The organism is Exilibacterium tricleocarpae (assembly GCF_007004655.1).
Taxonomy (GTDB): domain Bacteria; phylum Pseudomonadota; class Gammaproteobacteria; order Pseudomonadales; family Cellvibrionaceae; genus Exilibacterium; species Exilibacterium tricleocarpae.
On record NZ_ML660089.1, the window covers coordinates 81,401 to 106,994 of the forward strand.

The 25,594-nt window shown below is 59.1% G+C and carries 16 protein-coding genes; 10 read left to right on the top strand and 6 right to left on the bottom strand.

The annotated features are described in order from the left end of the window. The first annotated feature begins 425 nt into the window (after positions 1–425). The 5 genes from FKG94_RS04925 (at position 426) to tadA (ending at position 5,908) form a co-directional block, all read left to right on the top strand. On the top strand, positions 426–1,433 hold the full coding sequence (locus tag FKG94_RS04925) for an alpha/beta fold hydrolase (RefSeq protein WP_218943444.1): 1,008 nt from the start codon (positions 426–428) through the stop codon (positions 1,431–1,433). 248 nt (positions 1,434–1,681) lie between these two features. Next, the gene (locus FKG94_RS04930; protein WP_142903092.1) at positions 1,682–3,964 is read left to right on the top strand and encodes a TonB-dependent receptor; all 2,283 of its coding nucleotides are present in this window, start codon (positions 1,682–1,684) and stop codon (positions 3,962–3,964) included. Positions 3,965–3,986: 22 nt separating this feature from the next. Then, positions 3,987–5,012, top strand: a complete 1,026-nt coding sequence (locus FKG94_RS04935) for an NADP-dependent oxidoreductase (protein WP_142903093.1) — start codon at positions 3,987–3,989, stop codon at positions 5,010–5,012. 24 nt (positions 5,013–5,036) lie between these two features. Beyond that, positions 5,037–5,300, top strand: a complete 264-nt coding sequence (locus tag FKG94_RS04940) for a DUF1653 domain-containing protein (RefSeq protein WP_142903094.1) — start codon at positions 5,037–5,039, stop codon at positions 5,298–5,300. Positions 5,301–5,407: 107 nt separating this feature from the next. After that, positions 5,408–5,908, top strand: coding sequence for a tRNA adenosine(34) deaminase TadA (gene tadA, locus FKG94_RS04945; protein ID WP_142903095.1), 501 nt, complete (start codon positions 5,408–5,410; stop codon positions 5,906–5,908). Between the two features lie 7 nt (positions 5,909–5,915). Here tadA and mltF read toward each other — a convergent pair whose 3' ends face one another. Continuing rightward, positions 5,916–7,418 carry a membrane-bound lytic murein transglycosylase MltF gene (gene mltF, locus FKG94_RS04950; protein ID WP_142903096.1) on the bottom strand — a complete coding sequence of 501 codons (1,503 nt, stop codon included), beginning with the start codon at positions 7,416–7,418 and terminating at the stop codon, positions 5,916–5,918. 733 nt (positions 7,419–8,151) lie between these two features. Between mltF and purL the strand changes: the two genes are divergently transcribed. Together purL and FKG94_RS04960 are read left to right on the top strand one after the other, a co-directional pair. Then, a complete protein-coding gene (gene purL, locus FKG94_RS04955) occupies positions 8,152–12,108 on the top strand; it encodes a phosphoribosylformylglycinamidine synthase (RefSeq protein ID WP_142903097.1) in 3,957 nt (1,318 codons plus the stop codon). A gap of 226 nt (positions 12,109–12,334) precedes the next feature. Further along, positions 12,335–12,736 carry a hypothetical protein gene (locus tag FKG94_RS04960; protein WP_142903098.1) on the top strand — a complete coding sequence of 134 codons (402 nt, stop codon included), beginning with the start codon at positions 12,335–12,337 and terminating at the stop codon, positions 12,734–12,736. 58 nt (positions 12,737–12,794) lie between these two features. On the opposite strand, the gene FKG94_RS04965 is transcribed toward FKG94_RS04960, so the two are convergent. Further along, positions 12,795–13,553: a class I SAM-dependent methyltransferase gene (locus FKG94_RS04965; RefSeq protein WP_142903099.1), complete on the bottom strand. Its 759-nt coding sequence runs from the start codon at positions 13,551–13,553 to the stop codon at positions 12,795–12,797. Between the two features lie 509 nt (positions 13,554–14,062). Here FKG94_RS04965 and FKG94_RS04970 point away from each other — a divergent pair. Further along, complete coding sequence (locus FKG94_RS04970) at positions 14,063–14,593, top strand: SRPBCC family protein (protein WP_179957493.1); 531 nt, start codon at positions 14,063–14,065, stop codon at positions 14,591–14,593. A 194-nt stretch (positions 14,594–14,787) separates the two neighbouring features. Here FKG94_RS04970 and FKG94_RS04975 read toward each other — a convergent pair whose 3' ends face one another. After that, on the bottom strand, positions 14,788–16,470 hold the full coding sequence (locus FKG94_RS04975) for a dipeptidyl-peptidase 3 family protein (protein ID WP_142903101.1): 1,683 nt from the start codon (positions 16,468–16,470) through the stop codon (positions 14,788–14,790). A 287-nt stretch (positions 16,471–16,757) separates the two neighbouring features. Between FKG94_RS04975 and FKG94_RS04980 the strand changes: the two genes are divergently transcribed. Then, positions 16,758–17,783, top strand: a complete 1,026-nt coding sequence (locus FKG94_RS04980) for an alpha/beta fold hydrolase (protein WP_142903102.1) — start codon at positions 16,758–16,760, stop codon at positions 17,781–17,783. 41 nt (positions 17,784–17,824) lie between these two features. Here FKG94_RS04980 and FKG94_RS04985 read toward each other — a convergent pair whose 3' ends face one another. Further along, positions 17,825–18,472, bottom strand: coding sequence for a TetR/AcrR family transcriptional regulator (locus tag FKG94_RS04985; protein WP_142903103.1), 648 nt, complete (start codon positions 18,470–18,472; stop codon positions 17,825–17,827). A gap of 706 nt (positions 18,473–19,178) precedes the next feature. Between FKG94_RS04985 and FKG94_RS04990 the strand changes: the two genes are divergently transcribed. Next, positions 19,179–21,650, top strand: a complete 2,472-nt coding sequence (locus FKG94_RS04990) for a TonB-dependent receptor (protein ID WP_142903104.1) — start codon at positions 19,179–19,181, stop codon at positions 21,648–21,650. 168 nt (positions 21,651–21,818) lie between these two features. Here the strand turns inward: FKG94_RS04990 and FKG94_RS04995 are convergent, their stop codons facing one another. Continuing rightward, on the bottom strand, positions 21,819–23,681 hold the full coding sequence (locus FKG94_RS04995; RefSeq protein ID WP_142903105.1) for an outer membrane protein assembly factor BamB family protein: 1,863 nt from the start codon (positions 23,679–23,681) through the stop codon (positions 21,819–21,821). 82 nt (positions 23,682–23,763) lie between these two features. Continuing rightward, positions 23,764–25,533, bottom strand: coding sequence for an ABC transporter transmembrane domain-containing protein (locus tag FKG94_RS05000; protein ID WP_218943445.1), 1,770 nt, complete (start codon positions 25,531–25,533; stop codon positions 23,764–23,766). Positions 25,534–25,594 lie beyond the last annotated feature (61 nt).

Here is a 25,594-nt window from a genome sequence, read left to right on the forward strand (position 1 = left end):
CCCATTGACAGGGCAGAGTACACGGCGGACCCGATCCGGGTCACCGATAGGTTGACTCGCCCCTATAAGGTCAGTATAGAATAGCGAGCGCTCGCTCGGTGGCTTGGCCGAGGGTGAAGCTGGGGGTAAAGCTGGGGGTGAAAACAGATTTTGGTGTCCTTAGCTGACCCGGATCGAGACCTCAGTGCAACCGGCGTGAAAACATTTTCCGGTCAAAGCAAGGGATGGGGCGAGGGGTGTGACAAAAGTTAAGTCGCTGCGATCAAGCGATATGAGTAAGCGATGTAATGATGGAAGAGCACCGTGTAGTAAAGCGCTGCAGCGAGATATTTTAATGGTCGAAGCGTTGCGATGACCGAGCTTTGCGACCCAAAAGATCGGATGAACACACTGGGCAGATGCCCTAGCAGTCGCGCCTGCGTATCGTGTGTGAGCCCGGTAAAACGAACCCTGCCCGCGGAGGCTTTACTACCATCGCCACACAAGGTTTAGAGCAGCGCCTGGTCGCCGTCAACGATATCGAGCTGTTTGTCGCCATGCAGGGCGAGGGGCCTCTGGTGGTGCTGGTGCACGGATTTCCCGAATCCTGGTATTCCTGGCGGCACCAACTGCCGGCCCTGGCGGCGGCGGGTTTTAAGGCGGTGGCGGTGGATATGCCGGGTTACGGCAGCTCCGCCAAACCTGAAGCGATCAACCGTTACAACCAGGTCGCACTGGCAGCCGATATCGCCGAGCTGGCCACGCAGCTGGGCGCCGATGAGTTTGTTGTCGTCGGCCACGATTGGGGCGCGCCCACGGCCTGGCACACCGCACTGCTTTATCCCGACCGGGTTAAAGCGGTGGTAGGTTTGAGCGTCCCCTACGGCGGGCGCCCGCCGCTGCCGCCGACCCAGGGGATGCGCCGGCTGTTTAAAGATGCTTTTTTCTACATGCTGTATTTCCAGGAACCGGGGGTGGCGGAACGGGAGCTGGAAGCGGACATCCCGCGCTTTATTCGCGCTTTCGTATACAGTTGCAGCGGCGACAATCCGCGGGACTACTTTCGCGCTGAGGCGTTTCCCGCCGATGCCACACTGTTGCAGACCGTGACCGATCCGGGCCGCCCGCCCGCCTGGATGAGCGCCGCAGACCTGGCTTTTTACGTTGGTGAGTTCGAGCGGTCCGGGCTGCGGGGTCCGCTCAACTACTATCGCAATCTCGATCACACCTGGCGCCTGACCGAACACCTGCAGGATCGACAGATACTGCAACCGGCGCTGTTTATCAGCGGCGACAGGGACCCGGTGCCGAAGCTGGGCCGGGAATACCAGCGTATGGATCACGCGGTGCCCGGCATCGAAAAGATCGTTATTCCAAAAGTCGGGCACTGGACCCAGCAGGAGGCGCCCGCTGCCGTCAACCGGGCATTGACGGCATTTCTGAACCATCTTTAACAGTCGCCGGTCTACATCCCTTTGCGAGCAAAAGCGGGAACCGGCGAGCGCAACCTGCCTGTTGCGACGAGAGAACTCGTGTGGTTGCGATGGCCACCGGGACTGCCGTGGCTCTATCGAAAGTCGCCAGCAAGGGTATGGCGTCGCGGCCACGACGGTGAGAGTGCAGTAACAGACACCGCCCGGGAGGCGTGCAGTGGCTGTATTGCGGATGTAACTGCTGACAACCCGAAGGGGATTGATAACGAATGAAGATGAGACTTAATGCAACTCGACTGAGCCTGGCTGTAGGCCTGGTCAATGCGATGGTCGCCGGCACTGTCGCCGCCAATGAATTTGTGCTTGAGGAGATTGTCGTGACCGCGCAAAAGCGCGAGCAGAGTATTCAGGATGTGCCTATTTCCGTCAGCGCGGTGAGCGGTGAGAAAATTGAAGAGGCCGGCATTACCGACCTGGCCAATTTATCGGCCTACGTGCCCAATTTGAATATTTCCGATGGGGGTGAAACCACCAATATTTTTATGCGCGGACTGGGTTCCGGTGTGAACTTTGGCTTTGAGCAGTCGGTCGGCATGTATATCGATGGCATCTACTACGGTCGCGATCGCCAGTACCGCTCGCCCTTTCTGGACCTGGAGCGCGTCGAAGTCCTGCGCGGCCCGCAGGGGACGCTGTTTGGGAAGAATACGATTGCCGGAGCGATCAACATTACCACCGCCAAACCGACCCGGGAATTGGAGGGGAATGTCTCTGTTGAATACGAACCCGAATACAATACCCAAACCATAACCGGCGTACTGTCCGGTCCGCTGAGCGATACCCTGGCCGGCCGTTTGGCGGTGAAACATTCCGAGACTGATGGTTTTCTGGAAAACACGCTGACCGGAGATGACGAGCCGGCGGAAGACGAGTTTGTGATTCGCGGTACGCTGTTGTGGGAGCCGACCGATACCCTGGAAGTGATCACCAAGTTGGAGACCGCTGAGTTTGATACCAACGGTCGCAATACCCAGATCTCCGAGGTGGGCAGTCCCGGTTTGCTGGCTCTGTATCGCTTGGCGGACCCGGCTTTTGACGGTGAACTGAATGACAAGACTTCCAAGCAGGAGGAATTTGCCGAGATCGACTCTGATAACTTCAGTGTCACCGTCAACTACGATCTGGGCGGTTTTACCCTGACTTCCATCAGTGGTTACTCGGCCTACGAGTTTACCGAGCAGCAGGACGCCGATTACTCGCCGTTGGAAGTGCTGCCACAGGCGTTCGATCAGGATTTCGAGCAGTTGAGCCAGGAGATCAGGTTAACTTCTCCCATCGGCGGTGACTTCGACTATATCGTCGGCTTTTACTATCAAACCACCGAACTGGAACACTCCCGTTTGACCAGTGGCAACGGCGGCCCCCTGGGCCTGGATGTCAGGTTTGGCAACGAGGCGTTTGCCACGCCCTCCGCGCGCTATACGACATTTGAGCAAGACAGCGACAGTTACGCACTGTTCGCCCAGGGCACCTGGCATATCACCGATACCTGGCGTTTGACCGGCGGTTTGCGTTATACCGATGAAGAAAAAACCGCAGACCAGGGGGTTGATTTCACCCGTTTCGGCACTACCGTAGCGATAGACCCGGTGACAGAGGCACAGCTGCACGCCCGCGCGACGCTCTTTTGGAACACGTTCGGCAGCTTTGAGCATCAGTTTAACGATGTGGACCGCAACGAGGAAGACGTATCACCGATGGTGAACCTGCAGTGGGACGTGACGGACGATGTCATGCTCTACACCAGCCTGAGCAAAGGTTTCAAAGGGGGAGGGTTCAATCCCAATGACGTGGCCGGTAACAATCTCGAGTTTGACGAGGAAGAGGCCACCGCGTTTGAATTCGGCGGCAAGACTACGCTGGCGGACGGTGCGGCGCAGTTGAACTTTGCGTTGTTTTACACCGAGTACGACAACCTCCAAGTCAGTTCTTTTGACGGCACCGTCTTTGTGGTGACCAATGCCGCGGCCGCCACTACCCAGGGGCTCGAGGTGGACGGCATCTGGCGGTTGACGGAAAACCTGACCGTCACCGGTGCGTTTGCCTGGCTCGATACCGAGTTTGATGAATTTGACACGGCGGCCTGTTCGGTGGCCCAAAACCCGCAGAACGACCCCACTTGCACCCAGGACCTTGCCGGGGAGGATTTGACCTTTGCGCCGGAGTTGACGGCGAACCTTGGTGTACAATACGTGCGACCGTTGACTGACTCTCTCGAGTTGCGCACGCGGCTCGATGTCAATTACTCTGACGAGTATCAAATTCAACAGGACCTCGACCCGGCCGATCGCGTCGAAAGTCACACGCTGATCAACGCCAGCGTCGGTCTGGCCAGTAACGAGGACAACTGGTCGTTGGCATTGATCGGGCAGAATCTGACCGATGAGGATCATCGCACCTACAGTTTCGACGTGCCGATTCAACTCGGCACCCACGCGGCTCTGATTACGCCGCCGCGCACCCTGGCAATCAGGGCAACTTATAACTTCTAACAAAAAAGCGACGGAGAAAAAAATGTCAAACTATAAAAACCGCAGAATAGTCTTAGCGCGCCGCCCCAAAGGTGAAGTGGCCGATGAGGATTTGCGTCTGGAAAGCGTCGATATGAAGCCGCTGGACGACGGTGAAATTCTGATCAAGGTGCTGTGGCTGTCCCTCGACCCCTATATGCGCCCGCGCATGAACGATTTGAAGTCGTATATGGACCCGATCGCCATCGATGCCGTTATTGTGGGTGAAAGTGTCGGCCAGGTGGTGGAGTCGCGCTCCGGGAAGTACGCGGTGGGCGACTATGTCACCAGCTATTCCGGCTGGCAGGAATACTATGTTGCGCCCGAGACCGAAGCCATGATGTACAAGGTCGACCCCCGGGGCTTGCCGTTGTCGGTGTTTCTCGGCGCCGCGGGCATGCCCGCGCGCACGGCCTACCTGGGGTTGACCCGGGTCGGTAAACCCGAAGCCGGCGAAACAGTGGTGGTTTCCGCCGCGTCCGGCGCTGTGGGTTCGGTGGTGGGGCAGATTGCCAAAACCCTTGGATGTCGCGTGGTGGGTATCGCCGGCGGCGAAAAAAAATGCAGCTATGTCACCGGCGAGTTGGGTTTTGATGCCTGCGTCGACTACAAAGCCGGCAATCTCGACGCCGACCTGGCGGCGGCTTGCCCGGCGGGCATTGATGTCTATTTTGAGAATGTCGGCGGCGCGGTCACCCGTGCCGTGGCGCCGTTGCTAAACAAGGGATCGCGGGTGCCGGTGTGCGGCTACATATCGGCTTACAATGAGCAGGACATCACCGCCGTCGAGACCCCGTTTCATATTCTCGGCGCTCTGCCGGAGCCGCCCGAGCATCGCTTTTTTGTTGTGACCGAGTGGCAGGATGAGCACGAGGAGGTCACCCGCCAGCTGGTCGACTGGGTCAAGGACGGCAAGATCAAGTACAGTGAGTCGGTGGCTGACGGCCTCGACAATGCTGTCGATGCGTTTCGCGGTATGTTGCAGGGTAAAAACTTCGGCAAGCAACTGGTTAAGATTGCCGAACAATGATGCGCCTGAGACAGGGGCAGCAATATGGACGGCAATGATACCGGCGGCCGGCACAGGGATGGCGACAGTGTTGCCATTCGACCCGGCCGCTATCGCCATTTTAAAGGCGATGAGTACCAGGTGATGGACCTCGCCCGGCACAGCGAAACGCGGGAATGGATGGTGGTGTATCGTTGTTTATACGGCGATCACAGCCTCTGGGTGCGACCGCTGGCGCTGTTTAATGAGTGGGTTGAGGTGGACGGCAGCAGGGTGCCCCGGTTTGCTTATCTGGGTGCCGGGGATTAAGCTGCGGTTCGAACTTCCAGCGTCGGTCTGAGCCGATGGGGTCACGGTGGTGAGGGGTTACCACGGCCCCGGGACGCCGCCGGCGCATCACCGACACCTTGCTCGCTATGCCGACACCCACTGACAGTGATTGGATGCAACAAGCTCTCGCCCTGGCCGAGCGCGCCGCGGCGCTCGGCGAGGTGCCGGTCGGCGCACTTGTAGTACAGGGCGATCGTGTCGTCGGGCGGGGTTGGAATCAGCCTATCTCCGCCTGTGACCCCAGCGCCCACGCCGAGATAGTCGCCCTGCGCGACGCCGCCCGCCACCTGGAGAACTATCGCCTGCCCGGCTGTCGTCTCTATGTCACCATCGAACCCTGTGGCATGTGCGCCGGGGCCCTGGTGCATGCGCGGATCGAGAAACTGTGGTTTGGCGCGCTCGAGCCCAAGGCGGGCGCGGTGGTGAGCAATCAGGGCGCGCTGGATGCGGCCTATCTCAACCATCGCGTCGCCTATGAGGGCGGCCTCTGTGCGGAGGCCTGCAGCAAGCTGATAAGAGAGTTTTTTCAGACCCGGCGCACTGCCGCCAAACGCGAGCGGTCGCCCGGAGCCCAGCCCGGCACTTAGCCCTGCCTTACAGCAGCGACATAGACATGTTCAAGGTATAGGGCAGGTTGACCTTGCGGAATTCGCCTTCGGGCTCGTCTGCGGCTTCCAGGGCGGCGATACGGCGCTGCTCCAAATGCTCGTTCCAGGCGAGAATATTATAGAACTGGCGAATGTGCTGGACGTAGGTGACCGGCTCCCAGCCGCGGGCGTAGCCGTGTTTGGTGGTGCGGTAATACTTGCGCTTGGCCAGCTTGGGCAGGTGTTCGCGCACGTCCACCCACTTGTCCGGATTGCCGCCGAAACGCTCGGTGAGGACCCGGGCGTCCTCCAGGTGGCCGAAGCCGACGTTGTAGGCCGCCAGTGACAGCCACAGGCGGTCGCTGCCCTGGATATCTGCGGGGATGCGGTCGTAGATCTTTCTAAAGTACTTGGCGCCGCCGTGCACACTCTGGGTCGGGTCCATGCGGTTGCTGACGCCCATTTCGCGAGCGGTGGGCCGGGTCAGCATCATCAGGCCCCTGACGCCGGTGGGGGATTTGGCGCGCGCGTTCCAGTGGGATTCCTGGTAACTGATGGCCGCCAGCAGTTGCCAGTCGAGATCGAATATCTCGGCCGCCTCCTGCATGTCTTTTTTCCACTTCGGCAGTCGCGATTTGATGCGCTTGGCAAACAACAGGGCACCGCCGTTATTGATTTCGTCGACATGGCCATAATAGCGCTCGCGGATATCGTCGAGGGTGCCGTCAGACTTGATGCGCTCGAAGAAGGTCTGGGCGGCGTCGTAGAGGCTGCTGTCGCGCTGGCGCGAGAAGGCCCAGGCCAACTGTTGCTCTTCCTCCAGGTCAAAGGCGATTCGGGCGCGGGGGTAGAGGCTGCGATTGATGGAGTAGGCATTGGAGTCGACGATGGCATAATCGATCTCGCCGCTGTGGACCATTTCCACCAGGTCCAGCATTTCCAGCTCGGACTGCTCGCGCCAGCGCAGCGTCGGGTGTTGCTGCTGCAGTTGCCGCAGGCGTTCGGCGTGGGCACTGTCGGCAATTACCAACAGGTCTTTATCGGCGGCGACAACATCCTCGAAAGACCGGGGGCGTTTTTCGCCGGCCCGGTACAGCAGCTGCTGGGTGATGGCGAGGTAAGCGGGGCCGAATACGACTTGTTCGCTGCGCGAGGGGGTGATGGTCAGGCCGGAGGCCCCGAGATTGATCTGCGGGTCGTCAACGGCGTCGATCAGGCGGCCCAGGTGTTCCTCGTCGCGAATCGCCAGGGAGACATTGAGTTCATCGGCAAAGGCCTTGGCGAGGGTATATTCAAACCCGGCCAGACCGTCGGTGCCTTCATAGTAGGTGGTGGGACCGTTGCGGGAGACGATATGCAGGACGCCGTCGGCCTTGATGCGCTCCAGTTCGGTCGGCGCCCGGCTGGCTACCGCCAGCGTGCTGACCAGGCCGATAAGTACGGCGACATTAAAGCCGCGCCGCAGGGGTGATAACCTCTGTAAACCCCACTGTCTGGAGCGATTGCGCATACGAATACCCTGTCTCGATATCAAGTCCGATTTTCTGCGTTTTCCAACGGCTGGTTTCGAACCGCTGTTTTCAAAAACGTCTGCAAAGCACGTTTGGTCCACATTACGCGAGGCCGTAAGGGGAGGGGGTTAACGCCCGTATCCCGCCCGCGGCTGCCCCCCACATATGACTACTCTGACCTACACAAACACAAAATGTGCCTTTATTATTCCTTTATTGTTGTTCTTCGCGCCAAGGTCGCGCAAAATCTGTGCGATTGTATAAGGTTAGGCTGTGATCCTCTAGCTTGTTTTTTGCAAAAAATTAGTGTAATGGGTTTTGGTGAAATCAAATGCCATTGGTCGGAAAGCTGTGCAGGTGCTTGGGCACTTGTTGCCGAGATTTCTTACAATTTCTATAGGATTTCACCGTTGTCGCTGTGATTTTGCAATTTAGATGCCAAAAGAGTGTATTACAGGCGGTTTATAAGCCTTAGCTGCGGTGGGGTTTGGGTGTGGGCTGCAGTGGGGTTGAAAGGCGGATCGGAGGCGGCAAAGGGAGCAATTGCGGGTGGTATTGGAACCGGCGGACAGGGTCCCGCTGAAAAGGGAAAAGTATAGGGGACGTATAGGGACAAATAGGCCGGCGGCAGGCCGTGAAAGCGGCTGCCCAAACCCTGGGATATCCAGTACAATTGCGGCCTTTTCGAACCCCCCTGTTGTTACGTAACTGACTAGAGGCTCCACACTGACTATGCTGACCCTTCGCGGCGCTGCGGCACTTTCTGATTTTCGCACCCAAAAGCTCCTCCAACAGTTACAGTCAGTGGACCCGTCGATCACCGGTATCCATGCCGAATTCGTGCATTTTGCCGAACTTATCGAGCCTCTGCCCGCCGACCGACAGGGGGTGTTGGAGGCGCTGTTGAATTACGGGCCGACGCTGCTCCGGTATTCTCAGGCAGATCAATCTCAAGCGGATCACTCGCAACCCGATCAGGCGCAACCTGGCCGGGCACAACGAGAGCAGGCCCAACCAGAACAACCGCCGCAGGGCCGCCTGCGGCTGGTGGTGCCGCGCCCCGGCACCATATCCCCCTGGTCGTCCAAAGCCACCGAGATAGCCCACAACGCCGGGTTGGCGCAAATCCGGCGTCTGGAGCGGGGTGTTGCCTATTATATTGCCGGGGGCGACGAGGCCCTGGACCCGGCCGCGCAACTGCACGATCGCATGGTGGAGGCGGTGCTGGACACCTTCGAGGCGGCGGAGCAGCTGTTTCACCACGACTACCCCAAGCCGCCGCGGGAGGTCGATGTGCTTGGCGGCGGGCGCAAGGCGCTGGCCAAAGCCAATATCAACCTGGGGCTGGCGCTGGCTGATGATGAGATCGATTACCTGGCCAGCAGTTTCGAGGCGCTGCGACGCAACCCGGTCGATGTGGAACTGATGATGTTTGCCCAGGCCAATTCGGAGCACTGTCGCCACAAGATATTCAATGCGAACTGGACCCTCGACGGCGAGGAGCAGCCGCTGTCGCTGTTCCAGATGATAAAAAACACCCATGTCGAGGGCGGCGACGGTGTACTGTCGGCTTATGCCGACAACGCCGCAGTGGTAACGGGCAGCACCGCCGGGCGTTTTTACCCCGACCCCGAGACCCGTGAATACGGCTACAGCCGCGAGCCGGTGCATCTGTTAATGAAGGTGGAAACACACAATCATCCTACTGCCATCGCGCCCCATCCCGGCGCCGGTACCGGCGCCGGCGGTGAAATCCGTGACGAAGGGGCGGTGGGGCGCGGCTCCAAGCCGAAGGCGGGGCTTACCGGCTTTACCGTCTCGAACCTGCAAATCCCCGGTTTTCAACAGCCCTGGGAGCAGGACTACGGCAAGCCCGAGCGCATCGTCTCGGCGCTGGACATTATGCTCGAGGGGCCGATCGGCGGCGCCGCGTTCAACAATGAGTTCGGCCGTCCCAATATCTGCGGTTATTTCCGGACCTTCGAACAGGACTTCAACGGCGAGCGCCGCGGCTATCACAAGCCGATTATGCTGGCCGGCGGTTACGGCAATATCCGCGAGGAACATGTGGAGCAGCGGGAGTTTGCGCCGGGCTCCCGACTGGTGGTGCTCGGCGGCCCGGCGATGCTGATCGGTCTCGGCGGCGGGGCGGCCTCGTCCATGACCTCGGGCAGCTCCAGCGAGGCGCTGGATTTTGCCTCGGTGCAGCGGCAGAATCCGGAGATGCAGCGCCGCTGCCAGGAAGTGATCGATCACTGCTGGCAGTTGGGGGCAGATAACCCTATTGCCTTTATCCACGATGTGGGGGCCGGCGGTCTGTCCAATGCCTTTCCGGAGCTGGCCAAAGACGGCGGTTGTGGAGCGGTGTTCGATTTGCGCAGTATTCCCAACGACGAACCGGGCATGAGTCCGCTGGAAATCTGGTGCAACGAATCCCAGGAGCGCTATGTACTGGCGATCAGTCCCGCCGACCTGCCGGCCTTCGAAGCCATTTGCCGGCGCGAGCGCTGCCCCTATGCGGTGGTGGGGGAAGCCACCAAAGCCAAACAGCTGGTGGTCAACGACACCCTGCTCGATGCCACACCGGTGGACTTGCCGATGTCGGTGTTGTTCGGCAAACCGCCGAAGATGCACCGCGATGCGGTGCGGCGGGATGTCAGTACCCGGGTTTTCGAGACGGCGGATATTGATATCAACGATGCCGCCGAGCGGGTACTCAAGCACCCGGCTGTGGCCAGCAAGAGTTTCCTGATTACCATCGGCGACCGCACCGTGACCGGCCAGGTAAGTCGCGATCAGATGGTCGGCCCCTGGCAAGTGCCGGTGGCCGATTGTGCCGTGACTACAGTGTCCTACGAGGGCTATGCCGGCGAGGCCATGGCTATGGGCGAGCGCACCCCCGCGGCGCTGATCGACGGGCCGGCGGCCGGACGCATGGCCATCGCCGAGGCGATTACCAATATCGCCGCGGCGCCGGTCGGACACTTGTCCGCTGTCAAACTTTCTGCCAACTGGATGTGTGCCGCGGGCCACCCCGGGGAGGACGAAAAACTCTACCGCACCGTGCAGACTGTCGGTATGGAGGTGTGCCCGCAGTTGGGTATCACAATACCCGTGGGCAAAGACTCCATGTCAATGCGCACCGCCTGGACCGATGCGGCCGGCGAGGCCAAAGCCGTGACGGCGCCGCTGTCGCTGGTGATTTCCGCGTTTGCCCCGGTCGCGGATGTGCGCCGGACCCTGACGCCGTGCCTGCAAACCGATCAGGGCGAATGCGATTTGGTGCTGGTTGATCTGGGGGCCGGCAAAAACCGCTTGGGAGCCTCTATTCTTGCCCAGGTACACAACCGGATGGGGGAGGCGGTGGCCGACCTCGACGACCCCGAGTTACTGAAAGGCTTTTTCACCGCCCTGCAGGACAGCCTGGCGGCCGAACACCTGCTTGCCTACCACGACCGCAGTGACGGCGGTCTGTTCGTTACCCTCACCGAAATGGCATTTGCCGGGCACTGTGGTATCGATATCGATATCGATGGCTTGGGGGACGATCCGATTGCGGCTCTGTTCAGTGAAGAACTGGGCGCAGTGGTGCAGGTGCCGCGCCAGCACACTGCGGCTGTTGTAGAGCGATTCGAGGCAGCCGGGTTGCGCGACTGTGTGCACCTGCTCGGCACCACTAACGCCGAAGACCAGGTGTGTATCCGACATCGCGGCAATATCGTGTTTGAACAGGCGCGGGCATTTTTGCAGCTGTTGTGGAGTGAAACCAGCTATCGCTTACAGGCGCTGCGGGACAACCCGGACTGTGCGCAGCAGGAGTTTGACCGGATTCTACAGGCCGATCCGGGGCTCAGCGCGCGGCTGACGTATGACTGCGCCGAGGATATTGCCGCGCCGTTTATCGACACCGGTGTGCGACCCCGGGTGGCGATCCTGCGGGAGCAGGGAGTCAACAGCCAGGTGGAGATGGCGGCGGCCTTCGACCGCGCCGGCTTCGCCGCTGTGGATGTGCATATGAGCGATATCCTCAACGACCGGGTGCAACTGGCGGACTTCAGGGGATTGGTGGCCTGTGGCGGATTTTCCTACGGTGATGTGTTGGGAGCGGGTGAGGGCTGGGCGAAAACGATACTGTTCAACCCATTGGTCAGGGACCAGTTCCAGCAGTTCTTTCACCGCGACGACACCTTTAGCCTGGGTGTCTGTAACGGCTGTCAGATGATGGCGGCCATCAAGGCGCTGATTCCGGGTACCCGGCACTGGCCGCGTTTTGTGCGCAACCTTTCAGAGCAATATGAGGCGCGTTTCAGCCTGGTGCAGGTGCAGACCAGCCCGTCCGTGCTGTTTCGCGACATGGAGGGGTCGCATATGCCGATCGCCGTCGCCCATGGTGAGGGTCGGGCTGAATTTAGCGGGCCGGCAGCGCTGCAGGCTTGTGACGACAGCGGACTGGTGCCATTGCGCTTTGTCGGCAACGATATCAGCCAAACGGAAGTTTATCCGTCCAACCCCAATGGCTCGCCGAAGGGGATCACCGGTATTTGCAATGAAGGTGGCAGGGTCACCATTATGATGCCCCACCCGGAGCGGGTATTCCGCACGGTTTCCAACTCCTGGCACCCGCGCGACTGGGGCGAGGACAGTGCCTGGATGCGGATATTTCGCAACGCGCGGGTGTTTGTCAGTTAGACGAGAGGCACCGGCAAGTCTTACAACTCGAAAGACGACAGCAGGCAGCAACGCGCAGGGAAAAGTTTACTGTTAACAGCTTACAGCGGCCCACAGTGATAATATACTGTTAGCTGTTAGCTGTTAGCTGTTAGCTGTTAGCTGTTAGCTGTTAGCTGTTAGCTGTTAGCTGTTAGCTGTTAGCTGTTAGCTGTTAGCTGTATTTTTATTTATCAAAAGGTTGTCAATGTTAAAACATATCGCCGTTAGACTGCAGAAAGTTCACCATGCCGAAATCGGCTTCTCACTGAAAAACGCAAAACTCGTAAACGCCGCTCTGGAAAAGCGCGATCCGGCGCTAAAGAACCTGCTGGAAGGATTAAATCGCAACGGCCTCGAATACGTGGTCGACGGTTGCGACCTCTACTGGTTTCAGATTGAAGACGAGCGTCCGTTGAGTTTTTATGCATCATTGAACGAAGTGGAGTGTGTGTTTGACAGCAGTTGGTTCGAAACCGAAAAAGAGAAGATCCGGCATTTGTCCGGAGTCCGGTACTTTGACGCCAGCGCCGGCCTGGCGGACCAGTTTGTGATTAAAGACCAGCAACGCGCTATCGATTACGACATTTCCCTGGTTGCTGCCGCCTAGTCCGACACTCTGTTTCGACGTGAGGTCAGGACCCCAGGGTAACCTCGGGTGGCGATCTTTATCCCGCCAGTTTGGCCGCCCGTAAAATAATCGGCCAACGCACGCGTTTCTTCTCGTCGGGCTTTTGCCACAGAGCTTCGAGTTCCGGCATCAGCGTTGCCAGCGGAAAAAATCCTGCGGCCGCGGCTTTTTGGGTGGCGGACCAGGTTTGCAGGTAACCGCGGAGTTCCGCCAGGGTCCAGGCGGTCTCTATAGTGAACACCGGCGTTGGCAGATCGCGAAACGGAAACAGCAGATCGCGGTACTGATTGTCGATGTAACGACGTTCTGCAGGCCAGTAACTCCCCAGGTCCTCACTGTAAAGGGCGTGCAATGCCTGATTGACCGGCGCCGATTCAAATTCCAAAAGACCGTAGCTGACCAGGGCAATAGCGGCCTCGGGTCTGGCGACTCGTTTCACTTCCCGGTAAAAACGCGGCAAATCAAACCAATGAGCGGCTTGCGCCACCACCACCAGATCTACGGATTGTTCCTCAATCGTTGTCTGTTCCGCCGGCGCCACGCTGTAGGCAATGCGCGGGTGGGGCTGCGCCTCGGCGATCTGGGCGGCGCTGGCGTCGGTGGCGATGACTTGCTGAAAATATTCCGCCAGCGGTCGTGACAACTGACCGTTGCCACAGCCGCAATCCCATACGCAGCGGTCGGCCGGTGCCAGCTCCGCCAGCCACTGCACCAATTCCCGCGGGTAGCTGGGCCGGTAGATGGCATAGCCGGTGGCGCCCTGGGAAAAATGATCCTTGAAATCGACCTCACTCATGTTTGCCTGCTCTCTTTAACCGGGTGTTGTTTCAGGCACCGCGAACATGCCAACCGACGTAGAGTGTAGGGGAGGTGATTGCCGCCTTAAAGAATCAGAACTCTGTGGTCGATATCAGTCATATTTATACAAACCGTGACCCCTTCCTTTCTTCTGGCGAGCCAAGCAATAACCGCCGGTACTGCTGCCATTCGCAGGCAGGCCCCTCAGCACATGACTGACTTTGGCTTCGTTGACCGCGTTCTGGCAAGAGCCATCGGTACTCATGGCTTGCCCGAAAACATGGCCAATTTATACAACGCTTTGTGCACCCCGGAAAAGGCTGCAGTTTGTGGGGCAAGGATCGAACAACTGCGAGTTGCGGTTCTTTTTCCACCGGTCCACAAAGAGCCGGTGTCTGTTTTCTGCCGTGACGCTTATCTGCGGTTACGGCGCGATCTCACCGCCGGATGGTGTTTTGCGACCCGAGATGGCAAAATTACCGCTTTCCTCCGCGGGAGCTTGAAACCATGAAAGCAATAAAAATAATCATTGGTAGTATCGTCGGTCTGTTAGTCATCGTGGTAGTGGTGGGATTATTCCTGCCGGATACGGCGCATGTGGAACGCTCCGTCGTTATCAAAGCACCGGTCTCCGATGTCTACCAGATGCTCAACGGCTTTAAACGCTTCAACGAATGGTCGCCCTGGCACGCCAAGGACCCCGATACCGAATACACGTTCAGCGGCCCTGAGCAGGGTGTCGGCGCGCGCATGACCTGGGCCAGTGAAAATCGGAATGTCGGCAGCGGCAGCCAGGAAATTATCGCCACGCAGGAGAACCAACGCATTGAGGTGCAGCTGGATTTCGGTGCCGAGGGTGATGCCGTTTCCTACTACCAGATGCAGCCCGCCGGTGACGGTACCCGGGTGACCTGGGGCTTCGACACCGATTTCAAAGGCAATATTATCGGCCGCTACTTTGGCCTGATGTTCGACGGTATGCTCGGGCCCGATTATGAAAATGGCCTGGCCCGGTTACAGGCGTTGTTGGAGCAGTAACACCGCTGTCAGCAGCGACTGACCACCGGGCTTTTTTTGCAGCAGCACTCGCTGTTATGGCGAGTGCTGCCGGTCGTTGCGCGGCAGTGGCTTTTTAGGTTTTCGCAACCCTGTACCGGCGCTTGGCGATCAGTAAGTTATAGGCTTGGTGCGGACAGTAAAATGCCGCCCCAGTAATTTAACACCGCAAAAAGCTATAGCCCCAGCAGTGCTTTACCCTGATTAAAACTGACATCCACCGGAATACCCCGCGCCGCCAGCAAGTCGAGGTCCGCCTGCAATTGCGGGCCGATAACGCCCTGTTCCTGTAACAACTGCTTGGCCTTGGCATAGTCGCCGTCACCCTGGATCGTCAGAATAATGCGGGACAAATCTGCCATGGCCGCCTGCATCTTATCGAAGTTTATCCGGTAGTGGCCGGATACCGGGTCGCGGCTAAATGCGCCCGCCTGCGCAAAGAAGTTGAAGCGAATCATATTGGCCTGGCCGTGGGCGCTGGCAGCGCCGAAACGAATGGAGCGGAAAATGCTCGCCATAAACGTCACGTAGTTATCCATCAACGCGCCGTCGTCCAACTCGCCCTTGTTGAAAAGTTCAGTGACCATATACAGACCGAGCACATCCGCCTTGCCTTCCTCCAGTGCCGCAGAGGTTTCCTTCAGCGCTTTGCGCACCGACTCGCCGCCGGTTATCGTTTTCTTAATTCCCAGCCCATGGGCCACCTCATGGAACATGGTGTTGGCGAAAAACGCATCGAAGGTAATGTGCGGGCGCTGGTCTGCCGCGATCAGGGCAGTGGACAGCGGTACCAGGATTTTGTCGAATTTGGCTCGCATGGCGTTTTTCAACTGCAGCCGCCGGGTGCCTTTCTCAAGCTGCACTTCCTCGTCGTTGGGCAGATTGATGGCGATAGTCTTGGCGCCCGCATTGCAGTCGCCGGCGTAGAAGACGACATCGTAGGCGTTCAACTCGGAATCGGTGCCCGGTGTTTCGCTTTTATACGGGTCGGGCACCGGCAGGCCCCGCTGCAGCTCGGGTAAAAACTGTGTCAGGCGCGCGAGTCTCCGGCTCCAGGCGATATCTTTGATTAACACATAGCCTTCAAAGGCCGTGCGGTAATTAAACAGTCGGTCTTCATAGTTTTCGATCGGACCGATAACCACATCCACCTGGTTGTTTTTCATCTCCATCCAGGCCATATCGCTGGCCCGGTAGTCGTCGTTCAGGAATGCCTCGGCCCGCAGGCGCAAATAGCGGGCAAAGTCCGGGTCCTGGGCCAGGTCGGCAGCTTCGCGTAGCAGCGCTGCGGCCCGGGTGAGTTCCGGCCGGTAGGCGGCGCTGTAGGGAACCAGCGTGAGCTGGCCGGCGCTGTCGCGTTGCACCAGGGAATAAAGCCCCCGCTTTTCCGGTTCCGCCCAGGCTTCAAACTCCGCCTTGCTCATATCGACAGGGTAGAAGTTGGCGCCCAGGGGTTTTGGTCCCACACCGCTGATAAACGGCTTGTTGCCGTCAAGCCTGTCCCAGGGGCCGTAGTTGAGCGCGGCGAAGCGGCGCGCGGCGGGATCGGGGATACCGGTGAGCAACTCCTCGGGATTGCCGTAGGACTGGCGCCAGAACAGCCCGTCCATAACCGTGGCGGCGTCGATCAGTGTCGCCACCATGCGTTTTTGAGTAGGCGACAGGTGGCTGAGGTCAGCACGCAGATCGACGCTGGCGTAGATATCGAAGCGGGGATTGGCGGGCGCGGGGCTGGTGGCGGTGGCGTTCGGTTTTGAGGTCGGTGCCGGGGTTTCGGCAGCGCCGGGTGCCGGTGATTGATCGCAACCGGCCAGCGCGACAAGCGCGGCGAATGCCAGGGTGATTAGGTAAATTTTCATATTTATAGACCTGGTTGTTTTGGGGTCAGCTATGGGACGACTGGCACTGGCGTGCCCTCAAGCACGAGTGACCGGATAAATAAAGCCGTGCATGTTTATCGCACTTGGCCCGGCCGCCGCTATGATCTCGGTCAGACTATGCCGTAGCTTCTCTGTAAAGTCGCTGTTGACCGGGTGTGTCAGGCTTGACGCTTTGGCGGTAAACTCTATATATTGACGATTTATTCAATAGTCGTGCCGAGCTGTTCCAAATTCGATGGGTGAACGGTGTCGAGGGGGGAGGCTGAATGAGTAACCTGTTGAGCAGTTGCCGGCCGGATCGGTTGCCGGGAGTGATTGTTAAAGTGGCCTTACTGTGCCTGGTGTTATCGGCCTGCTCAGAAGCTCCCCTGCAAACCGACCCGGCTGTTGAATATGCCAATGAGGTCAATAGCGGCGGCCCCGTTTTCAAGTCGGGCTTTGCGGAGGTGGGGGCGCAGCGTTTTCACTATGTCGAGGCCGGAGCGGGTCCGCTGATGCTCTTCTATCACGGCTTCCCGTCCTACTGGTTTTCTTTTTACCATCAGATGGTGGAATTCAGCCGGGAGTACCGGGTGGTCGCCATCGACGGCCTGGGCGCCAACCTGTCGTCGAAGCCGGATGACCTGGCGCCTTATGCCATCGAGAACCTGGCCCGCCAGCTCGATGCCGTTGCCCGGCAACTGGCGGGTGATGCGCCGTTTGTATTGGTGGGACACGATTGGGGCGGCGCACTGGCCTGGGCCTTCGCGCAGCGCTATCCCGAGCGTTTGACACAGGTTATCGGTATTAGCGCACCGCCCTACAATCAGTTTCTGGAGCTGTTGCGCAGCAACGAGCGACAGCAGAGCACGTCCTCTTATATGTTCGATATGCGCGGCGGCTATCGAAATTTTCTGATGACGCTAAACGGCGGCTACCTGGTGTGGCGGCGGGGCCTTGCCGGTCTGCGTGAGTCCGGACGCCTGAATGCGCGTGAGGACGCGCTGTTTAAACATGGCCTGGCCAGGCCGGGCGCGATCGATGCGGGCATCAACTGGTATCGGGCCAATATACCGCGGCCGCAGGAGATCGGGCCGGCCGACTATTGGCCCTCCCGAACGGCGCGGGTGGAGGTGCCCGGCCTGCTGATCTGGGGGGAGCGAGACACCGCCTTTGTCGATGTGTTTATTGATGAGCTTCCCAACTACGTGACGCAATTGTCGGTTGAGCGGCTGCCGGACGTCGGCCACTGGCCGACGCTACAAAGCCCGACCGCGGTCAACCAGGCGATGCGGCGATTTTTGCAGCAGTAAGAGGCGGTAGGGGGCAGCAGCGGTAAGTGCCCCCGGACACGCTAACTGTGTTTGTGAGGTTGCCGCCGGATCAGTGGCTTGAGGGAGGTCTGGTATTTTTGCCGCAGCCCTTCGATGCTGCCGATAATCATGGCCACCGTGATATCTTCAATGGTCTGCCGGCTGACATCGTGTCGTGTCAGGTAGTGACCGGCTGCAGCGGGCATGCCGAAAGAGATATCCACTGCGGGCATTGCCAACTCCAGGTCGATGGAGAAGTTGTCGCTCAGGATCTGGGCCACATATTTCACTGCGGTTTCGCGGCCGTATTCAGTCGGATCGCCGTGGTCGGCCACACTCGGCTCGGCCGCCAGCCGATCCAGGATCAGGCCGCGTTTCTCGATATAGGTCAGATAGGTGTGAGTGATGCGTCGCACCAGTTGTTCGAAGGTTTCCGCGCTCTCAGCGGCGGCGGTCTGCAGCTCCCGCAGGTGTTTGTACTCCCGCCGCAGCAGCGACTGCAGTAGCTCCTGCATACTCGGGTAGTAAGCGTACACCAGCGATTTACTGATATCGGCCGCCCGCCCCAGTCGTTCCATGCTCAGTGCCGATACGCCCTCGGCGGCAATGATCTCCGCGGCGTGGTCCAGAATCATGGATTTTCGTGCTTCCGGGGAAAGTCGTGTTCTGGTTTTCTGGGGTTTTGCCATAGTGGGGCTGCAGCCGCTCGTTAACGAAGTACTGATGATGCTGGAGCATGGTAAGTATAGGGCGCGGGGATTGCAAATTGCAGGGTGCCACTATGCCTGCTGTCAATCGCCGGCGGGCCGTGAGGTGGTTTGGGGATATGGGTGAGAGTGGCGCCTGCCGCCGGTGACAAGGACTTGTTTTCCCGCCAGACCCGGATCCATAATTTATCCTTCTACAAACCCGTTGATTTAAAGATGCCGTTCCCTGCCCGATCCTGTGCCGTCCGTGCTCGGTCAACCCAGAGCGATCACCGGCGCAGGCCTGTGTCGGTGGCGGCTAATGTCAAATTCTGCTGCTATTTATTGAATGGAAATACATTAAGATTCTGATTTTGGTTGAATTTCTAGCTATTTTTATAAGCTAACTGGACTTTTCGTATATAAAAGCTGATCCAGGACTTAAATTCTATCTGGAAAGTCTAATAGTGACAGATTTTTTTGGCTTCAAACAGGTTTTTTAGAGGTTTTGATTTTTTCTTTTAAAAATATTTTTATTATAAATATCAAATAGTTAAATAATTTTACACAATTCCGTTCGCGTACTGCTTGACTCTCTTCACCAATCCGAATAGTTTTATTGCAAATTAATTCAATAAGCTTTTGCGCCTGTCCCGGGATTTGCGGGGCCAGTGCGATGACGCCATAAAAACAGTGATGCAGGAGAGAGATGATGCGAACGTTTAAACGCTTAGAGCTTTGGTTGGCGATAACTTCCGTGCCCTTCCTGATGGTAGAGGCCGCGGCCCAGGACCAGGTTGCGGTCTCCGGGCTCGAGGAGATTGTGGTCACCGCGGAGAAACGCGAGGCGACCGCACAGGACACCGCCATTGCCATCAGCGCGTTCAGTGAGACGATGCTCAACGAACTGGATATCGAAAACGCGCTCGATATCCAGTTCGCCGTGCCCAATACCATGGTGGCTGCCAACGGTAGCTACAATATTCGCGGCGTCGGCAACAATGCGCTTTCTTCCAGTTCGGACCCCGGCACCGGCGTCCATGTCAACGGCGTCTACCTGACCCAGAACCCGATCCAGCTCGAGTACTATGACCTCGAGGGTATCGAGGTGCTGCGTGGCCCCCAGGGCACCCTGTATGGGCGCAACACCACCGCCGGTGTGGTCAATGTCAAGACCCGGCGCCCCGACGATGAGTTCGCCGTCGATCTGAGCACCGAAATCGGCAGCTTCAACAGTATTCGCACGACGGGTGCGGTCAACCTGCCACTGACCGACACCATCAAGCAACGCTTTGCGTTTAACACCTTCAACCGCGACGGTTACACCGAAAACCGGTTTGACAACAAAGATATCGACGGGCGCGACCAGTTTTCCCTGAGAAGCTCAACCACGTTCACACTCAGTGAGAATACCGAGGTGTTTTTGTTTGGGGAGTACCTGAAAGAAGACAGCGATCGCACCCGCTCCGTGGGGGTGCGCTGCAAGGCCGATGCTGAGCTTGGCTGCAGCGATACCGAGACCGGCTTTGAGTACCCCAATTCGAGTTTTACCAACGGCAGCCTGGTCAATACCACCCGGTTTATTTTCTCCAGGTTGGGTGCGGCGCTGGGTGTACCGCCGGACCAAATCCCGGCGTTTGTGGCCGCCAATGTGCCGTCCACCCGGCCCAATCATTACAACACCAATCCCGATGGTTCGCCCCGTGCAATTTCGACAGACCCGCGCACGGTCGATCTGGACTACCGGCCGCATTTCGACCTGGAGGACCTGCTGGTGTCGCTGGAGGTCAACCACAGCTTCGGCGACTACACGTTTACTTCGGTCACCGCCTTTCACGACCGCGACCGGGACCTGCGTGAGGACTTCGATAACGGCAGCAGTAGTCTCGCCTTCAGCACACCGGTCTCCTACCAACTCGACGCCGAGACCTTCCTGACCGACACCACGGCTTATCGCAGTTCCAACGAAAACCGCGAGTCGAGCGAACAGATCAGCCAGGAGTTGCGCCTGGCGTCATACTTCTCCGGCGATTTTAACTATACCCTGGGCGTGTTCTGGATGGACTTCGAACAGTCGGCCCGCTCCACTTTTTACTTTCCCGAGCTGTCTTTTCTCGGCCAGTTTCTCGATCTCCCCGCTCAGAATCACACTTTCGACTTTTTCACGCCCAACTTCGAGACCAAGACCTGGGCGGTTTTTTCCGAAGGGTATTGGGACCTCAGTGAGCGGTTGAAGCTAACCGCGGGGGTGCGCTACACCGAGGAGGAGAAAAGCATCAGAACCAAGCAGGAATCGGCATTCGATTTTGCCGACCCCACCTATGATCCCGATGCCGCCTTTGTCGAAGACGGCGGCGAGTGGGAGGAGTTCACCGGTAAACTGGGTATCAACTACCAGGCGGACGTGGCGTTTACCGATGCGTCCATGTTCTACGCAACCTTGTCCAGGGGTTACAAGGGCGGCGGTATCAATCCGGGCGCTGTCGCCTCGGCCGCACCCGAGACGTTTGATCCGGAGTATATCAACGCGCTGGAGTTAGGCAGCAAAAATACGCTGCTCGATCGCCGCTTGCAGCTCAATGCGACGCTGTTCTTCTATCAGTACGACGGCCTGCAGGTGGGTGGCGTGCTGGCCAACAGCGATGTGTTCAATACCAATGTCGATGCCGAAGTGCAGGGTGCGGAGTTCGAGTTGGTGGCGGCGCCGCTCGATGGCCTGCGGATTAACTTGAATCTGGCACTGTTGGATACGGAGGTTACGGAGAGATTCGAGACCGCGCCCGACGTAACCACCGCCAGCCCCGATCCGGTTGATATCAGGGGTAATGAGTTGCCATTCGCGCCGGAGAGGTCCCTGCAGTTGGGTGTGCAGTACAGCCACTCGCTGGGGCGAAACTGGGACATTACCTACCGCGCGCAGAGCTACTGGCAGGACGAGTTTTGGGCGCGCCTGTACAACACCCCCAATGATCGGCTCGACAGCTGGAGTCAAACGGATTTGACGGTGTCGCTGAGCCAGACCTCCGGTACCTGGGGCGTGGAGGCCTTCGTTAAAAATATCGAAGACGACGCCTCGCTGGCAGGGCTTTCGGCAGAAGGGGCGCTGATCGGGCGCTACCGCAAGCCCAACGTATTGGAGCCGCGCACCTATGGCGTGCGGGTGAGCTACAGTTACTTCTGATCGAGGTGGCGCCCGGCGGTGAGCGGTTTACTGCGCAGCGCCGGGTTTTGATAAGCGCCTTGCCAGCAAGACCTGATTCGCCCCGTTCGCCGGCAGTTGTTTTATCGCTGGGGGTTGCGGGCACTTTTGCGGGTAGTGGTGCGATTAATTTTGGGCCACAGGGGACGTTTACAGCCCGAACACCAACAGTACATTGCCGGGTATCTCTCTGAATTTATCGTAGCCGGAATTGATCAGCAGCATGCCGTTGGCGACCACGGCACCATCTGAATCTATCGAACCCCCTTTTGCCTTGACACCATTGACGGTGGTAAAGGCGCGATGGGTCTCATAGGTCCAAAGGGGCGTGCCGTCAGTGGTGGAATAGGCGTGCAGTGTACCGTCGAGACCGCCGGCGAATACCAGTCCCGGCGTCAAAGTAACGGCCGCCGACAGCGCCGGGAAGCAGCGGTAGTGGCGCTCGGCACAGGTAGGTGGCTCAAACCGGCTCCACAGCGGTGCCCCGGACCGCACGTCGAAAGCGTGGAGCCCCGGGCGCGCTGCACCGACAGTCTGGTGGTGGCCGGGGGTATCGGCGATGGGCACATAAAGTGTGTCGCCATCGGTTGTCATGCCCCAGTGAATACCGCCGTTGTAACCGCCCATACCGGCCCGCTGTTGCCACAGGGTTCGACCCCTGGCGTCGGGGTCCATGGCGTAAACCATACCGGATTTCTGGCCGGCCAGTATGATGTCTTTGCCGGTGGCGAGGGTAGTTAAAATCGGTGGCGCGCCGAAATCGAAGTCGGGCCCGTCCTCTTCCGGACAGTTGATTCGGGTCCTGACACAGGAGCCATTCCAGGCATCGTTGGCAATCGTCTGGTTTACCCAGCGCACGCCCCCTGTGTCGATATCGATGGCGATGATGGCGTCGCTCTTGTCGTTGGCGGGGGAGGAATAGTTTTCCCCGGTGCCGACGTAGAGTAAACCGCGCTTGCGGTCGACAGTGGGGGTCGACCAGATGGGGGCGCCCGAGGGACCCCACATCTGCACACCGTCACTGTTTTTGCGCCGTTTTTCCGGTTCGGGCACTGTATACATCCGCCACAGGACCTTGCCTTGGCGGGTGTCCAGTGCGGTGACGCCGCCGCGAAACGTACAACACTCATAGGCCGGATTGGCGGCGTTGATCACTTCGGTGGAAGACAGCGGCACGAACAGACGATCGCCGTGCAGGGCCACCGAGCCGGTGATGGTCGCTACCGGGTGCTCGCTCACACTTTGCTTCCACAGCAGTTTGCCGGTGGCGGCGTCGAGGCTGTAAACGTTGGCATTAAAGTCGCCGAAGAACAAGCGCTGTGGTTTGCCGGCCGGGTCCACATCGAGCGTGATGGCATTGCGCACTTCAGCTTCGGCCTTGAACGTCCACCACAGGCAGCCGGTCTCCAGGCCGAGCGCGTAAATCGTGCCGTCCTGGCTGCCGGTAAACAGGGCTTCGCGGGTGACTGCCGGTTGCGATCTGGCCCTGACGGCGCCCGGGAAACCGAATGCCCATTTCAGTTGCAGGCGTTTGACATTGCCGGCGGAGAGGCCGGAGACGGCAGCGGGTTGAAATCGCGCGTTGCTGAGACTGTTGCCCCAGCGGTTCCATAGCGGTGGGCCGGTCAATTGTAATTGACCCGCGCAGCGGGCGTGGGTCTGTTGGGCCGGGCCGACGGCCGGGGCGGGCGCAAGCCACGCGGCTATCGCTTGTTTATCTGCCCCGCTCAGGCCGGTGGCCATTTCCCGCATCACGCCGGTGGTCATGGCGGCGAGGACTTTTTCGCTGCCCAGCATGCCCATGGCGTCAACGGTGGGCGCTTCCCCCGCGCCACTCAGGTGACAGCTTGCGCACCGGTTTTCAAACAGTTGCTGTCCGGACAATTGGAGTTCAACTGTTTTTTGTTCAAGCGACTGAACGACGCTGCCGGCCGCGGCCTGGGCGGCACTGAGGAGGCCGATGGCGGCGCTGCAGAGGCCGCGTCGCAGTGGTAGCGGAAACTTGGCAAACATAGCGGCTCTTCATCTCTATTGACGAAAAGTATAATAGAGCTGGTGTGGCCTAATTACAAGCGTGCGCGGGCGTCCCGGGAGGCTAGGATGCCTGTTCCCGAAACTGTAATTGCGCCAGCCGGCGGTAGAGGTCGCAGGTGGCCAGGAGGGTATTGTGATCACCGAGGGAAACCAGGCGGCCGCGCTCCAGGACCGCGATACGGTCGGCGTGAAGAATGGTCGAGAGACGGTGGGCGATAATGATTGTGGTGCGGTTGCGCATCAATTCCTCGAGTGCCTGCTGCACGTGAAATTCGCTTTCCGCATCCAGCGCGCTGGTGGCTTCGTCCAGCAGCAGGATTTGGGGGTCTTTGAGAATTGCCCGGGCGATGGCGATACGCTGGCGCTGGCCGCCGGACAACCGCACCCCCTGTTCGCCCAGGTTGCTGTGGTAGCCTTCGGGCAGCTTTTCTATAAATTCATGGGCGTGGGCGGCGCGGGCGGCGGCGATGACCTGGGCGTCGGAGGCGTCCGGTTTACCGTAGCGGATATTGTGGCTGACATCCCCGGTAAACAGGGCCGGCTGCTGCGGCACCAGCGCCATCTGCCGGCGCAGTTGCTGCGGGTCCAGCAGCCGAATATCGGTGCCGCCGAGGGTAATCTCGCCTTCCTGCGGATCGTAAAACCGCTGTAACAACTCGAATACCGTTGACTTACCGGCCCCTGAGGGGCCCACCAAAGCCAGGCTTTTGCCCGGTTCCACCGCAAGGGTGAGGTTTTCCAGCGCCGGCTGCCCGGGCCGGGAGGGGTAGTGAAACCGCACATCCCTGAAGTGCACAGCGGCAGTTAGTGTCTGTTCGCCGGCGACTTGCAGCTCCGGTGCCTTGATCAGGCTTTCGACCTGCAGCAGCTCCAGCAGCCGCTCGGTGGCGCCGGCCGCCCGCTGCAGTTCGCCGTAGACTTCGGCAATGGTTGCCACACCGCTGGCCATGATGATGGCGTAGAACACAAAAGCGCCCAGTTCGCCACCGCTCATTCGCCCGGCGAGCACGTCGTTGCCGCCCACCCACAACATGCCGGCGATAGCCCCGAATACCATCAGAATCACCGCCACGATCAACACCGCCCGCTGTTGTACCCGCTTGCGGGCCACCTCGAAGGCTCGTTCCACCTCGGTGGCAAAGGCCCGCTTTTCATCGCTCTCGCGGGTGTAACTCTGCACGGTTTTGATATGTTGAATCGCCTCGCCGGCGTAGCTGCCCACCTCGGCGATGGTGTCCTGGCTGCGCCGCGCCAGGTTTCTGACCCGGCGCCCGAACAACAGTATCGGCATCAGCACCAGCGGCACGCAGGCGAGCACCATGAGACTGAGTTTCAAGTTGGTCACCAGCAGCATCACCAGGGCGCCGGTGAAGGTCAGCAGGCTGCGCAGGGCCATGGAAAACGACGAGCCGATAATGGTTTGCAGCAGCGTGGTGTCGGTGGTCAGGCGCGACATGATTTCGCCGCTGCGGTTGGTCTCGAAAAAACTCGGGTGCAGGCCGATCACCCGGTCGAAAACCGTCTTGCGGATATCGGCGCTGACGCGCTCGCCGAGCCAGGAGACCAGGTAAAAACGAATGAATGTCCCTATCGCAATCAATACTGTCAGTCCCACGATAAAGGCGACGGCGCTGTTGAGCTCCGTCGCTGAACCGGCGGCGAAGCCCCGGTCGATCAGTATGCGCACGCCCTGGCCGATGGCCAGCGTCACCCCGGCGGTAAATATCAGGGCGGCCGCGGCCGCGGCCAATGTGCCTTTGTAGGGTGTCAGAAATTGGGCGAGCTGAAGTAAAACCGACAGGTCGCGTTTTGATGTTGTGGTCTCGGACATAGACTTCGATGCTGCGGGTCGGGCAGATACACTGAATTCACGTCGGTGAATCATAACCCAA